14 protein-coding genes are annotated in these 15960 nt (G+C 59.7%); 10 read left to right on the top strand and 4 right to left on the bottom strand.

What is annotated here, in order from left to right; translation table 11 throughout:
- Positions 1 to 5 precede the first annotated feature (5 nt).
- The 4 genes from AS026_RS19375 to AS026_RS19360 all read left to right on the top strand — a co-directional run bounded on the left by AS026_RS19375 (position 6) and on the right by AS026_RS19360 (position 4218).
- The gene (locus AS026_RS19375; protein ID WP_025660700.1) at positions 6 to 1292 is read left to right on the top strand and encodes a beta-ketoacyl-ACP synthase; all 1287 of its coding nucleotides are present in this window, start codon (positions 6 to 8) and stop codon (positions 1290 to 1292) included.
- Positions 1293 to 1346: 54 nt separating this feature from the next.
- Positions 1347 to 2375 (top strand): zinc-binding dehydrogenase, encoded by a 1029-nt coding sequence (locus AS026_RS19370; RefSeq protein WP_018854726.1) that lies wholly within the window; start codon positions 1347 to 1349, stop codon positions 2373 to 2375.
- A 4-nt stretch (positions 2376 to 2379) separates the two neighbouring features.
- On the top strand, positions 2380 to 3315 hold the full coding sequence (locus AS026_RS19365; RefSeq protein WP_025660698.1) for a lipid A biosynthesis lauroyl acyltransferase: 936 nt from the start codon (positions 2380 to 2382) through the stop codon (positions 3313 to 3315).
- A 183-nt stretch (positions 3316 to 3498) separates the two neighbouring features.
- Positions 3499 to 4218 (top strand): PAS domain-containing protein, encoded by a 720-nt coding sequence (locus tag AS026_RS19360; protein ID WP_062371150.1) that lies wholly within the window; start codon positions 3499 to 3501, stop codon positions 4216 to 4218.
- On the opposite strand, the gene AS026_RS19355 is transcribed toward AS026_RS19360, so the two are convergent.
- The 3 genes from AS026_RS19355 to AS026_RS19345 all read right to left on the bottom strand — a co-directional run bounded on the left by AS026_RS19355 (position 4219) and on the right by AS026_RS19345 (position 5835).
- Positions 4219 to 4572, bottom strand: a complete 354-nt coding sequence (locus tag AS026_RS19355) for a VOC family protein (RefSeq protein WP_062371148.1) — start codon at positions 4570 to 4572, stop codon at positions 4219 to 4221.
- 9 nt (positions 4573 to 4581) lie between these two features.
- Positions 4582 to 4980, bottom strand: a complete 399-nt coding sequence (locus AS026_RS19350; RefSeq protein ID WP_018854730.1) for a polyketide cyclase — start codon at positions 4978 to 4980, stop codon at positions 4582 to 4584.
- Positions 4981 to 5049: 69 nt separating this feature from the next.
- Positions 5050 to 5835: a helix-turn-helix domain-containing protein gene (locus AS026_RS19345; RefSeq protein ID WP_062371146.1), complete on the bottom strand. Its 786-nt coding sequence runs from the start codon at positions 5833 to 5835 to the stop codon at positions 5050 to 5052.
- Positions 5836 to 5961: 126 nt separating this feature from the next.
- Between AS026_RS19345 and gndA the strand changes: the two genes are divergently transcribed.
- Positions 5962 to 7413, top strand: coding sequence for an NADP-dependent phosphogluconate dehydrogenase (gndA, locus tag AS026_RS19340; RefSeq protein WP_205634478.1), 1452 nt, complete (start codon positions 5962 to 5964; stop codon positions 7411 to 7413).
- 80 nt (positions 7414 to 7493) lie between these two features.
- Here gndA and AS026_RS19335 read toward each other — a convergent pair whose 3' ends face one another.
- Complete coding sequence (locus AS026_RS19335) at positions 7494 to 8537, bottom strand: LacI family transcriptional regulator (RefSeq protein WP_062371141.1); 1044 nt, start codon at positions 8535 to 8537, stop codon at positions 7494 to 7496.
- Between the two features lie 454 nt (positions 8538 to 8991).
- On the opposite strand from AS026_RS19335, the gene AS026_RS19330 reads away from it, so the two are divergent.
- The 5 genes from AS026_RS19330 (at position 8992) to AS026_RS19310 (ending at position 15932) form a co-directional block, all read left to right on the top strand.
- Positions 8992 to 10227 carry an ABC transporter substrate-binding protein gene (locus AS026_RS19330; protein WP_025660692.1) on the top strand — a complete coding sequence of 412 codons (1236 nt, stop codon included), beginning with the start codon at positions 8992 to 8994 and terminating at the stop codon, positions 10225 to 10227.
- A 213-nt stretch (positions 10228 to 10440) separates the two neighbouring features.
- Positions 10441 to 11343 carry a carbohydrate ABC transporter permease gene (locus AS026_RS19325; protein ID WP_025660691.1) on the top strand — a complete coding sequence of 301 codons (903 nt, stop codon included), beginning with the start codon at positions 10441 to 10443 and terminating at the stop codon, positions 11341 to 11343.
- The gene (locus tag AS026_RS19320; RefSeq protein WP_018854736.1) at positions 11336 to 12256 is read left to right on the top strand and encodes a carbohydrate ABC transporter permease; all 921 of its coding nucleotides are present in this window, start codon (positions 11336 to 11338) and stop codon (positions 12254 to 12256) included. The genes AS026_RS19325 and AS026_RS19320 overlap by 8 nt, the downstream gene beginning before the upstream one ends.
- A 3-nt stretch (positions 12257 to 12259) precedes the next feature.
- Complete coding sequence (locus tag AS026_RS19315; protein ID WP_025660690.1) at positions 12260 to 13345, top strand: ABC transporter ATP-binding protein; 1086 nt, start codon at positions 12260 to 12262, stop codon at positions 13343 to 13345.
- A 121-nt stretch (positions 13346 to 13466) separates the two neighbouring features.
- Positions 13467 to 15932, top strand: coding sequence for a beta-mannosidase (locus AS026_RS19310; protein WP_025660689.1), 2466 nt, complete (start codon positions 13467 to 13469; stop codon positions 15930 to 15932).
- The last annotated feature ends 28 nt before the right edge of the window (positions 15933 to 15960 follow it).

The following is a 15960-nucleotide window of genomic DNA, read 5'->3' as shown; positions in this document are numbered from 1 at the left end:
TGCAAATGAAAGATTCGGCTTACAAGGATCACCTCGGCCGCCCGATCGTCGCAGTGACGGGTGTCGGTATCATCACCTCGCTGGGGCAGGGCCTGAAAGATAACTGGTCAGCACTGACCGCCGGTAACTCTGGCATTCATGCGATCAATCGTTTTCCGACCGAGGGACTTTCGACCCGCATCGCCGGAACCGTCGATTTCATCGACATTCCGGTCGCGAACGCAGTCGAACGCTCTTACGCGTTTGCCCGTGAAACCACGATCGAAGCGCTCGCCGATGCTGGTATCAGCGGCGATTTTGATGGTCCGTTGTTCCTTGCTGCGCCGCCGATCGAGCCGGAGTGGAGCGCGCGTTTCGATCTCGCCGACCGTTCGCCGCCGGCCGATCATGCCGGGGATGCCTATGACCGGTTCCTGGCTGCTATGCGCCAGCGCCCGGACGGCGCTTTCCATGAGGCGTCGCTGTTCGGCGCAATTTCCGAGCGCCTTGCCGATCGTTTCGGCACACGCGGTCTGCCGGTGACATTGTCGACCGCCTGTGCATCAGGCGCGACTGCAATCCAGCTCGGCATCGAGGCGATCCGCCAGGGTCGTAGCTCGCGAGCGCTTGCGGTAGCGACCGACGGCTCTGTCAGCGCGGAGGCACTCATCCGCTTCTCGCTGCTTTCGGCTCTCTCGACGCAAAACGATCCGCCGACCAAGGCCTCCAAGCCGTTCAGCAAGGATCGCGACGGTTTCGTCATTGCCGAAGGTGCCGCCACACTGGTGTTGGAGTCGCTCGAGGCAGCTGTCGCGCGCGGCGCGAAGATCCTCGGCATCATGAAGGGCGCTGGCGAAAAGGCCGACTCCTTCCATCGTACCCGTTCGTCTCCCGACGGCGGCCCGGCGATTGCGACGATCCGCGCAGCGCTGGCGGATGCTGGCATGGGCGAGGGCGATATCGGCTACATCAATGCCCACGGCACCTCGACGCCAGAGAACGACAAGATGGAATATGCTTCCATGCTGGCCGTGTTCGGCGAGCGGATGGCGTCCATCCCGTTGTCGTCGAATAAGTCGATGATCGGTCACACGCTGACGGCTGCGGGCGCGGTGGAGGCGGTGTTCTCGCTGCAGACGATGCTGACGGGCACGCTGCCGCCGACGATCAACTACACCAACCCCGATCCATCGATCGTTATCGACGTGGTGCCAAACAAGAAGCGGGAAAGCCAGGTCAACGCCGTGCTTTCCAACTCCTTCGGCTTCGGCGGGCAGAATGCCAGCCTTGTCATGGCGCTCGAACCGGCTTAATCGGTTCCCGACAAAACATCGAGATAGAACGCCCTCGCGGCGAAGGACTTTGCCATGCGCGCCTTGCAACTGATTGACGATCGCAAGCTTGAGATCACCGACCTTCCAGAACCGGCCGCTCCCGGCCCGGGTGAGGTTACGCTGCGCGTCAAGGCAGTGGCTCTCAATCACATCGACGTCTGGGGCTGGCGCGGCATGGCGTTTGCGAAGCGCAAGATGCCGCTGGTGATCGGCGCGGAAGCTGCGGGCGTTGTCGAAGCGATCGGGCCGGGCGTTGCCAATGTCCTGCCGGGCCAACTGGTGTCGATCTATGGTGCACGTACCTGCGGCCTCTGCCGTCCGTGCAGTGAGGGCCGCGACAATCTCTGTGAGCATGTTTCCGGCGTTCATGGTTTCCATCTGGACGGTTTTGCGCAGGAAAAGGTGAACCTGCCTACGCGCCTCCTCGTTCCGGCCCCTCCCGGGGTTGATGCCATCGGCGCGGCGCTTGCTCCAGTGACCTTTGGAACGGTCGAGCACATGCTGTTCGACAACGCCAAGCTGGAACCGGGCGAAACCATCCTCGTGCACGCCGGCGGCTCCGGCATCGGCACGGCGGCGATCCAGCTGGCGAAAAAGATCGGCTGCACCGTCATCACGACTGTGGGCTCCGACGACAAGATCGAGAAGGCCAAGGCACTCGGCGCTGATCATGTCATCAACTACCGCACCGACCGCTTTGAAGGCGTCGTGCGCAAGCTCACCAAGAAGAAGGGCGTCGACGTCGTCTTCGAGCACGTCGGCAAGGATACGTGGGCGGGCTCCATGCTCTCGATGAAGCGCGGCGGGCGTCTTGTCACCTGCGGTTCTACCTCGGGTGTCTCCACCGACATGAACCTTATGATGCTCTTCCAGCAACAGCTGAAGCTGCTCGGCTCGTTCGGCTGCCGCATGGAGAACATGGCGAATGCCATGCAGAAGATGGGGCGCGGACTGGTCCATCCTGTCATCGACACCGAAGTCGGCTTCGACGACATCGACCGCGCACTGGAGCGCATGGAGTCGCGCCAGATCTTCGGCAAGATCATCCTCAAGATGGATTGAGCACTTGAAGCTCTTCATCACTAAGGTCGTGCTGGCCCTCATCCACTTTCGCCAGTGGTTGATCGCCCAGGCGATGTTCGGTTTTCTGAACTTCCTGAAGCTGTTTCCGGCTGACGGTGCGATTAACTTTGCCGACTGGCTGACGCGAAAACTCGGCCCGCGCGTGAAGCGCCACCGGCTGATGCTGACCAATCTGCGCAACGCGTTTCCTGAGAAGAGCGAAGCGGAGATCCAGGAAATCGCGCTGGCGAGCTGGGGGAATATGGGGCGTCTTGCCGCCGAGTATGTGTTTCTCGACCGGCTGTTCGATTTCGACTATTTGAGCAAGGAGCCGGGCCGGGTCGAGGTGTCGGGGATACCGATCTTCATTGATCTGCTGGAAAATCCGCGCCCATTCATCGTTTTCACTGCGCACACGGGCAATTTCGAGCTGCTGCCGGTAGCCGGTGCGGCATTTGGCCTTCATGTGTCGGTGCTGTTTCGCCCCCCGAACAACCCCTATGTCGCGAAGAGAGTTTTCGATTTTCGCAGCGCACGAATGGGCAAGCTCGTGCCGTCTCATGCTGGCTCGTCTTTCGCGTTGGCGCGGCAGCTGGAGGCGGGGCAGGGCGTTGGTGTCCTTGTGGACCAGAAATTCCGCAGGGGACTGAAGACAAAGTTCTTCGGGCTCGACGCCCAGACCAATCCGCTGCTCGGAAAGCTCGTCCGTCAATTCAACTGCGAGGTCTATCCTGCACGCTGCATCCGGCTTCCGGGAAATCGCTATCGGCTGGAAATCGAGCCGAAGCTCGCGATGCCCCGGGATAGCAACGGCAATCTCGATATGGTCGCGACGGCGCAGCTCTTGAACGACAAGGTGGAGAGCTGGGTGCGGGAGTATCCCGAGCAGTGGCTCTGGTATCACGACCGGTGGAAGATAAAACACGACGTGTTCAAGTAAGCCTGCGTCGATCCCTATATCTCATCATTGAAAAACCTGCGGCCGCGTTCATTGAATATGAACCTGCGTCATGTTAGCGATTGCCATCAAGGCGAGTGGCTAAGCGCTGTTGGCTTCAACTTGCGTGACGCATAGCTCGGTCGATCTCGGTCGCATTCCTTCACGGAATGCATTGGAGGCGTCTTGCTGGGTCTTTTTCGAGCGTTCTCATTGTGTTGTGCGCAGATTGATGCGGCGATCGCCGTCGGTGACGACGCGCGCGTGAACATGCTGGATCGCTCGGTCGAACCGCTCGTCGACGCAATTCTCGGGCATGCCGCTACGAGCATTCTTGAAGTTCATATGCAGCTGGAATTCATCAGTTGCCTTATCGACCAATATGCGGACGACGGTGAGACCGTTCGCGGTTATGTCGCGCTGCTTTCGGCGCTTATGGAAAGGTACTTCGGGGGATCTGCACCCCGTTGGCGGATGCCGCCGGTTGAGCGGCAGCCTGTTACCGATCCTTTTGCGTTCGCGCCGAGCGTCGACAATGGCCACTTTCTGAATGCTGCAATCCTCGATGCGATGCCCGACCGTGTCGCGGTGCTGACGAGGGACTATCGCTATCTTTATTCGAACACCGTCAACTCGGCATATCTTGGCCGGAAGCCAATCGATATGATTGGTCGTCACGTGATGGAGTTTATTGGCGAGAAGCGCTTTCACGAAGGCGCGAAGGCAAAGCTCGACGCTTGTTTTTCGGGGCGTGGCAGCGACTACGCCTACGAGCGCCACGACAGCGACGCGGTGAAGATCGTCCACTGCCGCATGTCGCCATTGCGAGATTCGTCTGGAAGTGTGATCGGGGCCTTGATCATCTTGCAGCACGCGGGAGCGAAGGCGCCGACCGTCGTCGCGTAATCAGGCCTTCGTCCACACGGCAAGTTCATATCCGTCCGGATCACTGAAGTGAAACCTGCGTCCACCGGGGAAGCCGGTGATGGGTTTTACGATGGTTCCGCCGGCAGCTTCCACGCTTGAAAGGGCGGCCTCAAGATCATCCGCGTAGAGAATGACGAGAGGCCCGCCGGGCCGGGGATTGCCTAGCGTCGTAAACCCGCCTTTCAGCCGTCCGTCATCAAATTCGCAGTATTCGGGACCATAGTCGGTAAAGGTCCAGCCGAAAGCCCTGCCGTAGAACGCCTTGCAGGCCTCTATATTGCTGACGTTAAATTCGACGTAGTCGATGCGTCGGTTGTCCCCTGTTGCAGCCATGATCGCCTCCTATGCTTCCATCAACGCCTTGAGTGCCGTGAGATCTTTCGCGACGTGGGCGGCATCGGCCTCGAACTGCTCGTCCGTCATGCCCGGGATGCGCAACAACGTGAACATGACCTCGCAGCCATCGCCGTTCGGCACGATCCGCAGTGCGTTGTAGACCCGTAACCCGCTCTCGATCGTCACTGTGTGGTCGATGACGCCGAACTCGTTGTTCGGGACGAAACTGACCTTGACCGTGCCGAGCGGACCAGTGGCAATCCAGTCGTCGCCGTTGCGTTCCAGCCCGGAGGCCAGTCCAGAGGCCCAAAGCGGCATGTTCTCCGGGGCGGCGGCAAAGGCATAGACGTCGCGCCAGTTCCTGTCGATGGAGCTGTGGACGATCCTTGCGGGCATCGTAGACATGGCATTTTCCTGTGTTGCTCTCAATGGAGATAGCAGAACGGCCAGTTTCATATTGAAGAAAACGGACGTTCAACCGGCTATCTGCTGCTGAAGCTGCATGGGCGTCAGCGTGGAAATTTCGCGCGCATCTCGGGTCATATGCGCCTGGTCGGCATAACCGGCTGCCACCGCCAACTCCGCGAGCGGAAGGCTCTTGCTGCTCCGGCAGAGGCCGAGCATGCGCTGAAACCGGCGAATTCGCGCAAGGGTCTTCGGTCCGTAGCCGAAATGGGTGTGGCAACGCCGGCGAAGCTGGCGCGCCCCGATGGACAGGTCCTCGAGCATCGCGTCGGCCACGTCGCCGGACTGCGAAATACCGCTTGCGCGCGCAAACACCGAGGCCATGTCACCGGCCGGCGCGATGCGTCTGGCGGCCTCCTGCTCAAGTGCGGCTTTTAACTGCAGCAACCGTTCGTTCGATCCGACACCGACGCCCGGCAATTCATTCAATCTCAAGGCCGCCGCGCCCCAGAAATCCTCCAGAGGAATGGACTGTCCGACGATGTCGCAGAGCTGCACCTTGAGCCACCCGGCTGCGGCGCCCGGAGCGAAGCGCGCACCCACTATCCTCTCGCCACCGGCAAGCGACGGAAAGGCACTGCTGCGGTCCGGTCCGGCCACCACCAGCGTGCCACCCATCCAGACGATGTCGCAATAACCGTCCGGCACGATCGCTATCCGATCGGCTCCGCTGCGGATCTCGTGTGACCAAAGACAATGAAAATGAGCGCCAAGCACAGGCGAGGGCGCATACTCCGTGTATCGGCCTGCGCGAGCGGCCAGAACGGCCTCCTCCTGTGTTGCTGCGCGGCTCATTGGTCCTCTTCCTGTAAGATCAAGTGGGAATATGGCTTAGTTTGCGATGCCGGCAATACGAGGCCGATTCGAAGCCGAATCGAACTTGCCGTTTGAGCCAGAGAGTGCCACAACACCGGTCCAAAAATGACTCATCGGAGGTGTATTGTGGAAAAGGCAGAAATCGGGCTGATCGGCCTTGCCGTCATGGGTTCCAACCTGGCGCTCAACATTGCGGAAAAAGGCAACAAGATTGCTGTCTTTAACCGTACACCTGAGAAAACGGATGAATTCTACGAAAGCGCCGGCGATCTGAAGAAGCAGATCATTCCCTGCAAGACGATCGAGGAGTTCGTCGAAGCGATCCGCCCGCCGCGTCCGATTATCATCATGATCAAGGCCGGTGAGGCCGTCGATCAGCAGATGGAAGCACTGCGCCCGCATCTTTCCAAGGGCGACATCATGATCGATGCCGGCAACGCCAACTTCCGCGACACGATCGCCCGTTTCGACCGCCTGAAGAACACCGACCTGACCTTCATCGGCATGGGTGTCTCGGGTGGTGAAGAGGGTGCACGCCATGGGCCTTCGATCATGGTCGGCGGCACCGAGGACTCCTGGAAGCGCGTCGAGAAGGTGCTGACCTCGATCGCCGCCAAATACAACGGTGATCCTTGCGTTGCCTGGCTCGGCAATGACGGTGCCGGCCATTTCGTCAAGACGATCCACAACGGCATCGAATATGCCGACATGCAGATGATCGCCGAAATCTACGGCATCCTGCGCGATGGTCTCGGCAAGAGCGCCAAGGACATTTCCGGCATCTTCGGCGAATGGAACAAGGGTCGCTTGAACTCCTACCTGATCGAGATCTCCGAGAAGGTGCTGGCCGCGAGCGATCCGGTCTCCGGTGGCCCAATGGTCGACATGATCCTCGACAAGGCCGGCCAGAAGGGCACCGGCAAGTGGTCGGCGATCGAAGCGCAGAACATGGGCATTCCGGCAACCGCGATCGAAGCCGCCGTTGCCGCCCGCAGCCTGTCGTCGATGAAGACCGAGCGCGAAGCCGCCGAGAAGATCTTCGGCAAGCCGGAATACAAGTTCCCGATCGCCTACGGCCCCGAACTCAACAAGGATCTGGAGCTGGCGCTGTTCGCCGCCAAGATCGGCGCCTATGCGCAGGGCTTCGCCGTCATGGCGGAAGCATCGCGCGAGTTCAACTGGTCGCTGCCGATGCCTGTCATCGCCAAGATCTGGCGAGCCGGCTGCATCATCCGCTCGCAGTTCCTCGACGAGATCACCTCGGCCTTCACCAAGGCTCCGGATGCTGCCAACCTGGTCGTGACGCCTGCCTTCTCCGAGATGGTCAAGGAATCGATCCCGGCGCTGCGCCGCGTCGTTGCGGCGGCCCTGCAAGCCGGCCTGCCGGTTCCGGCGCTGACCTCGGCGCTGACCTATTTCGACGCCTATCGCCAAGGCCGCGGCACCGCGAACCTGATCCAGGCGCAGCGTGACTTCTTCGGCGCGCACGGCTTTGATCGCCTCGACAGCAAGGACTTCCACCACGGCCCGTGGGGTAGCGGTGCGGCGACCTTCTGAGCCGGCGCGCGTTCCCAAAATGAAAAAGCCCGGCCGGAGCTGGGCTTTTTTGATTCTCGCCGCTTTGGTTTCCTGTTGGGTCAGTCGAAGACGCCGTCCGGCCAGGTCGGCTGGCTGACGCTCTGCAGCTTTTCGGGCGGAACGCCTTCGATGCGGCCGATCACCGCGCGGGCGAGTTCGCGGCCGGCCTCGCGAACGTCCTCGAAACAGGTGATCATATTCGGTCGTATCCAGTTGAGGATCTCCGTCGATTGCTTCGAGACGAGGTCGACGTCGCGACCGACGACGCAACCGGCAGCCTCTACACCGGCATTGACGGCGATCGCGCCGGCGGCCGAGGACGAAACGATGCCATCTGGCGCATGCGAGGAACGCATCAGCGCCTCCACCTCGTCGCGTATCTGCTGCAACGGCGCGTCGATGTTGACGCGCAGCGGGATCTCTTCGGCGCCATAGACATGCAGCGCCGTCTGGAAGCCGATCCGCGTATGGGCGAAATAGGTGAGCCGGCCTGGCGGCGGCAGCAGTGCTATCTTCCGACGGCCTTTGGCGACGAGGGCGCGGACGGCCTGATAAGCGTAAGCCTCGCTGTCGAAATCATGATAGGGATGTACGAGATCGCTCTCGGTGCGCCCGTGCGTGGAGAAGGGCATGTTGCGTTCGATCATCAGGCTGACGCGAGGGTCGTCGGGCTCGATTCGCGAGATAATAACGCCGTCGGCGGAGCCGGTGTCGAGAATGTAGCGGACCGGTAACAGCGGATCCTTGGCGATGGAATAGGGCGTCACGACGAGGTGATAGGGCGTGCCCGACAAAACGTCCGAAATGCCGAAGACAATCTGGCTGGTGAAGCCCATGATCTCTTCGTCGATGCTGAGCACGAGCGCGATGACGTTGGTTTTGCCGGTTCTGAGGCGCACGCCCGCTCTGTTCGGCTGATAGCCGAGCTGGCGGGCGACCATGCGCACGCGCTCCTTGGTTTCGGCACCGATATCGGGCGCATCCTTCAGGGCACGCGAAACGGTGGTCACACCGAGGCCCGTCATGAAGGCAATCGTCTTGAGCGTCGGCCTCTCCCGCTGGAGCACGCCGGTGGCGTCTCCGAATTTTTCGTTATTTTTCATCCCTCTAGACCATCCTATGCGATTTGGTCCGCTTATAGAGTCTTTTTAGAAGCGTCGTAAGCGCAAGTGCGACCAAAGATGCTCCTCCCTCAGACAGCGAAATCTGTAACGATACAGTAGAATTGTCGAGACCTTTTTCGCGTTTGAACAGCATGGGTGCGCCCATAGGTTTAGTCGTGGTGTTTTGCTCACATTTTTTGCACCTGCGAATGAAACGTGCCGCCGAAAATGCGATAACTACGATATTTTATGTGTAAAAACAATTTGATAATCCCGATTGTGCACTTGCTCGCTCGTTGTGCTTGCCACGCTCTCCCGTGCAAAAATCAACGCCAATATGCAGTCTGAGATTGCAAAGAAAAAAGTTTAGAAATTTTTCATCGGCTGGCTGTTGCGCGAAAATATCGATTGCACTAAGTTTTTCCGGCAACGTTTCAGTGAGGGAGGAGAACTCATGAATTTTCGTTTGATCGCGGCTGCACTTGCCGCTTCCGTCGTGCTGCCGCTCGGTGCGGCGAACGCGACCGATCTTGAAGTCACCCATTGGTGGACTTCTGGTGGCGAAGCCGCTGCCGTGGCAGAACTCGCAAAGGCATTCGACGCGACCGGCAACAAGTGGGTCGACGGTGCGATCGCCGGCTCCGGCGGTACCGCTCGTCCGATCATGATCAGCCGCATCACCGGCGGTGATCCAATGGGTGCCACGCAGTTCAACCATGGCCGTCAGGCCGAAGAGCTGGTTCAGGCTGGCCTGATGCGGGACCTGACCGACGTCGCCACCGCCGAGCACTGGAAGGACATCGTTCGTCCGTCGAGCCTGCTCGATTCCTGCACGATCGACGGCAAGATCTATTGTGCCCCGGTCAACATCCACTCCTGGCAGTGGCTGTGGCTCTCCAATGCAGCCTTCAAGAAGGCTGGCGTTGAAGTGCCGAAGAACTGGGACGAATTTGTCGCCGCCTCTCCGGCACTCGAAAAGGCCGGCATCGTTCCGCTCGCCGTTGGCGGTCAGCCCTGGCAAGCTGCCGGCGCGTTCGACGTGCTGATGGTTGCCATTGCCGGCAAGGATACCTTCCTCAAGGTGTTCAAGGACAAGGACGCTGAAGCGGCTGCCGGTCCGGAGATCGCAAAGGTTTTCAAGGCCGCCGATGACGCTCGCCGTATGTCCAAGGGCAGCAATGTTCAGGACTGGAATCAAGCAACCAACCTCGTCATCACGGGCAAGGCCGGTGGCCAGATCATGGGTGACTGGGCGCAAGGCGAGTTCCAGCTGGCTGGTCAGAAGGCCGGTACCGACTACACCTGCCTTCCGGGCCTCGGCGTGAACGAAATCATCTCCACCGGTGGTGATGCCTTCTACTTCCCCCTGCTCAAGGACGAAGAGAAGTCTAAGGCACAGGCTGTGCTTGCCAAGACGCTTCTCGATCCCAAGACGCAGGTTGCCTTCAACCTGAAGAAGGGCTCGCTGCCAGTTCGCGGTGACGTTGACCTTGGTGCAGCCAACGACTGCATGAAGAAGGGTCTCGACATCCTCGCAAAGGGCAATGTGATCCAAGGTACCGACCAGCTTCTGTCGGCGGATAGCCAGAAGCAGAAGGAAGACCTCTTCTCGGAGTTCTTCGCAAATCCGTCGATGACGCCGGAAGCCGCTCAGAAGCGCTTCGCTGAAATCATCGCTTCTGCCGACTGATCGTCGCTTTTCCGACGCTGTTGCGATCCGGCTCCGTGTGACGGAGCCGGATTTGCCCGGAACTCCCATCGTGTCCGGGTGGCGGCAGCGCTCGAGGCTGGTAGCAGCTGATGCAGGGCATCCGGCCTTGGTATGGGAGTGAGAAGAGGAGGCGACCGGTAGACGGTTCGCTGCTCTGGATCACAGCAGAATTGCGATTCAGGAGGAATTACAATGACGGGTCAAGCGAAAGCCGGCCGGCCAAATCAGTTACTGCGCAATCTGAATTCGAAGATTGCATCCATTCCGATGATCCTGACCGCCTTGGTCATCTTCGTCGGTGGCTCGGCCTGGACGGTCGTTTATTCATTCACGAACTCGAAGCTCCTTCCGCGGTTGAGCTTCGTAGGTCTCGAACAATACAGGCGCCTGTGGGCTGCCCCGCGCTGGATCGTGTCCATCGAGAATCTTGCGATCTACGGCGTGCTATCGATTATCTTCAGCCTGGTGATCGGCTTTGTGCTCGCGGCGTTGATGGACCAAAAGATCCGATTCGAAAATACGTTCCGTACGATCTTCCTCTACCCATTCGCCCTGTCTTTCATCGTTACCGGCCTCGTCTGGCAGTGGATCCTGAACCCTGAGTTTGGCATCCAATCAGTTGTCCGGTCGCTTGGCTGGACAAGCTTCAATTTCGACCCGCTCTACACACCTGAAATCGTCATCTACGGCATTTTGATCGCCGCGCTGTGGCAGGGCACGGGTCTCGTCATGTGCCTTATGCTCGCCGGCCTACGCGGTATCGATGAAGACATCTGGAAGGCCGCGCGCGTCGACGGCATCCCGATGTGGAAGACCTATCTCTTCATCGTCATTCCGATGATGCGGCCTGTCTTCATCACGACGCTTGTCATCATCGCCAGTGGCATCGTCAAGGTCTACGACCTGGTGGTGGCGCAGACATCAGGTGGTCCAGGCATCGCCTCTGAAGTGCCTGCGAAATACGTTTACGACTACATGTTCCAGGCTCAGAATCTGGGGCAGGGTTTCGCCGCCTCGACCATGATGCTGGTCACCGTCGCGATCATCATCATCCCGTGGGCCTATCTGGAATTCGGAGGGCGTAAACGTGCCTGATTCTGTTACTCTCAAGACCTCCGGTGGCCGCGCGTCCGGCCCCAGCGGCCCGAAGCCGAAGCGGGTGATCTCTCCGCGCAACATCATTCTCTATGGCACGCTTTTTGTTGCCGCTGCATATTACCTTCTTCCCCTTTACGTGATGATGGTCACGTCGCTGAAGGGCATGCCCGAAATCCGCCTCGGCAATATCTTCTCACCGCCGGTCGAAATCACCTTCGAGCCCTGGGTGAAGGCTTGGGCGACGGCCTGCACAGGCCTGAACTGCGACGGCCTCTCGCGCGGCTTCTGGAATTCGGTGCGTATCACCGTTCCCTCGGTGGTCCTGTCGATCGCCATTGCCTCGGTGAACGGCTATGCGCTCGCCAACTGGCGCTTCAAGGGTTCGGAAGTCTTCTTCGCGATCCTCGTCGTCGGCGCGTTCATTCCCTATCAGGTGATGATCTATCCTATCGTTATCGTGCTGCGTGAGATCGGCGTCTATGGAACTCTGACGGGCCTGATCATCGTGCACAGCATCTTCGGGATGCCGATCCTGACGCTGCTGTTCCGCAACTACTTCGCATCGCTGCCGCAGGAGCTCTTCAAGGCTGCCCGCATCGATGGGGCCGGCTTCTGGCAGATCTTCCTGAAGATCATGCTGCCCATGTCGCTGCCGATCTTCGTCGTCGCTATGATCCTGCAGGTCACCGGCATCTGGAACGACTTCCTGTTCGGCGTCGTCTTCACTAGGCCGGAATACTACCCGATGACCGTGCAGCTCAACAACATCGTCAACTCTGTCCAGGGCGTGAAGGAATACAACGTCAATATGGCCGCAACGATCCTGACGGGTCTGGTGCCGCTCGTTGTCTATTTCGTATCGGGACGACTTTTCGTCCGTGGTATTGCCGCTGGCGCAGTGAAAGGCTGATCCATGAATTCAAGTGTTTCCATCCGAGATCTCTCGTTGAACTTCGGTTCGGTCAGCGTTCTCAAGGACCTCAACCTCGAAATCAACGACGGCGAGTTCCTGGTTCTCCTGGGCTCTTCCGGCTGCGGCAAGTCCACGCTGTTGAACTGCATCGCTGGACTGCTTGACGCATCCGACGGCCAGATCTTTATCAAGGGCAAGAACGTCACCTGGGAAGAGCCGAAGGACCGCGGCATCGGCATGGTCTTCCAGTCCTACGCGCTTTATCCGCAGATGAGCGTCGAGAAGAACCTGTCATTCGGCCTTCAGGTCGCCAAGGTGCCGCAGCAAGAGATCGACAAGCGCGTGGCGCGTGCGGCAGAGATCCTGCAGATCCAGCCGCTGCTGAAGCGCAAGCCGGCCGAGCTTTCGGGCGGCCAGCGTCAGCGTGTTGCGATCGGCCGCGCACTGGTTCGCGATGTGGATGTATTCTTGTTCGATGAGCCGCTTTCCAACTTGGACGCCAAGCTGCGCTCCGAACTGCGCGTCGAAATCAAGCGCCTACACCAGTCGCTGAATAACACCATGATCTACGTCACGCACGACCAGATCGAAGCGCTGACCTTGGCCGACCGTATCGCGATCATGAAAAACGGCATCATCCAGCAGCTTGCCGACCCGACGACGATCTACAACAAGCCACGCAATCTCTTTGTTGCAGGCTTTATCGGCTCGCCGTCGATGAATTTCTTGCGTGGGGAGATCACCAAGCAGGGTGACGAGCCTTTCTTCACCGCCAACGGCGTGAACTTCTCTGTTGCAGCCTATGAGGCGCCCGAATCGCTGCAAGCGGGCCGCAAGGTCATTCTCGGCGTTCGTCCTGAACATGTGAAGGTCAACGAGAATCTCGGCGCCGAGGTCCACGAAGCGACCGTCGACATCGAGGAACCAATGGGCGCCGACAACCTGCTTTGGCTGAAGCATGCCGGCCACACGATGTCCGTGCGTATCAATGGTGCACGCCGCTTCAGCCCCGGTTCCGCCGTCAAGCTCGGCTTCGATATGTCGCTGGCGTCGCTCTTTGATGCGGAGACTGAACTTCGCATCTAGAAATCGCAATAGGGCGGAGCGTATAGTTCCGCCCGTTCTCCAATCGGCCATCTGGCCACCAAGTTCGGCTGCGGCCCGCGATTGCGGGCGGTCCTAAGCGCGGCCCGATCGGGATAATGCTATGACTTCCTTGCCGACAAACGGGTTTAACCTCGACCTATCCGGATCGTGGAAGCTCACCTCAGCCGACGGCGAGGTCACGACATCGATCACGCTGCCGGGCGATGTGCACACGGCGCTGCATGCCGCTGAACTGATCCCCGATCCCTATTTCGGCCGTAACGAGGAGATCGTTCAGTGGGTGGCGCAACGCGACTGGGTGCTGGAACGTAGTTTCACGCTGTCCGAGCCGGACGGCGACTGGTATCTCGATATCGACTATCTCGATACCGTTGCCGCGGTGTTCGTCAACGGTTCTCCGGTGCTGCTCGCCGACAACAGCTTCCGTCGCTACCGGCCCGATGTAGGTGGCCAGCTGAAGACTGGCGAGAACCACATTCGGATCGTGCTGCACTCGAGCATTTCGGCCGGTGCCGACCGGCAGGCCAAGCAGCCGTTCTACATCCCATATCACCCCGGCAATTCGCCTATTGCGAATGGCAATATGCTGCGCAAGCCGCAGTGCCATTTCGGTTGGGACTGGAACATCGCGATTGCGCCGCTCGGCCTCTATGGCACGATCGCTTTGCGCAGGCTCGAGACTGCGCGCATCGACCACGTCACGACACGTCAGGTCCATAATCTCGACGGCTCCGTCGATCTGCAGGTGACGGCGACATTGTTCGCCAAGAATCCGGGGATTGTGCCTGTTCATTTTACGCTCGACGGGGAACGCATTCGGCTCGACGTGGGCGTCGGCGCCGGCGAAACCGTCGTCAACCACGTCTTCCAGATCGATAAGCCGCGCTTGTGGTGGCCGGCGGGCAGTGGTGAGCAGGCGCTCTACACATTGACTGTCGAACTTCCGTCGGATGCGGTCAGCAAGCAAATCGGTCTTCGCACGGTCGAGCTGATCACGACGCCCGATGCCGCCGGCAGCCGTTTCGCGCTGAAGGTCAACGGCCGCGAGATCTTCTGCCGCGGCGCCAACTGGATCCCGGCTGATGCGCTGTTTTCGCTGTCATCGCCCGAGAAGACTGAAGACCTGCTGCAGTCGGCTCATGCCGCAAACATGAACATGATCCGCGTCTGGGGCGGCGGCTTTTACGAACATGACTATTTCTACGATCTTTGCGATCGGATGGGCCTGATGGTCTGGCAGGATTTCATGTTCGCCTGCAACCTCTATCCTTCGACGGAGGATTTCCTCGACAACGTCGCGCTTGAGGTCGACTATCAGGTGCGCCGTCTGTCCTCGCATCCGTCGATCGCGCTGTGGTGCGGCGACAACGAACTGGTCGGTGCGCTCACCTGGTTCGACGAGTCGAAGAAGGATCGCGACCGCTATCTCGTCTCCTACGATCGCCTCAACCGTACGATCGAGCAGGCGATGAAGAAGGCGGCGCCCGACGCCATCTGGTGGCCGTCGAGCCCGGCATCCGGTTATCTCGATTTCGGCGATGCCTGGCATGCCGACGGTTCCGGCGACATGCACTACTGGTCGGTCTGGCACGAGAACAAGTCGTTCGACAATTATCGATCGGTGCGCCCGCGCTTCTGCTCGGAATTCGGCTTCCAATCCTATACGTCGCTGCCTGTCATCAAGACCTACGCCGATCCGAAGGACATGAACGTAGCGTCGCCTGTCATGGAACTGCACCAGAAGAATGCAGGTGGCAACGAGCGCATTGCCGGGACGATGTTCCGCTATTTCCGCTTCCCGAAGGACTTCCCGAATTTCGTCTATCTCAGCCAGATCCAGCAGGGTCTCGCAATCAAGACCGCAGTGGAATACTGGCGGTCGCTGAAGCCGCATTGCATGGGCACCATCTACTGGCAGCTCAATGACACATGGCCGGTCGCCTCGTGGTCGAGCCTCGACCACGGCGGTCGCTGGAAGGCGATGCATTATCTGGTCAAGCGCTTCTTCCAGCCGGTCGCCGTTGCGGCGATCCCTGATGAGGACGGCAAGCAGATCCGCTTCTCGCTGGTCAACGACACGCTTGCCGAGGTCAGCATCGACCTGTCGGTCTCGGTCCTCGACATGAAGGGCGAACGCAAGCACCTGAAGGACGTGCAGGCGGTCTGCACCCCTGACGCAGCCGTAACGGCGACGAGCATCGACGTTTCCGAAATTCCTGCCGGGACACTGCTTGCCTGGCGCTTCACGGCGTCGAATGGCATGGGTGGCGAGGGGCACTATGTGCACGGCACCTACAAGGCACTGGAGCTCGAGGCTGCGGGCCTCATGGTCACACACGAGTATGTCGAGGAAGACGGCTCCGTGTGCCTTAACGTCACTGCGAAGGGACTTGCGCTCTTCGTGATGATCGAGACCGAGACCGACGGCAAGTATTCAGACAATGCCTTCGATCTGGCGGCGGGCGAGACGCGCCGCATTACCTTCACCCCGGCAAAGCCGCTCGAGGGCGGCACCTTGCCTGAATTCCGTTTCTACGACCTGCAATCCTGTCAGTCCGTGGATTGATCCTGACTGAAATGCAATGGGCACGAGG

This window comes from Rhizobium altiplani (assembly GCF_001542405.1).
GTDB lineage: Bacteria > Pseudomonadota > Alphaproteobacteria > Rhizobiales > Rhizobiaceae > Rhizobium > Rhizobium altiplani.
Note: the sequence above shows the minus strand (reverse complement) of the source record. Positions and strands in the feature narration are given on the sequence as shown.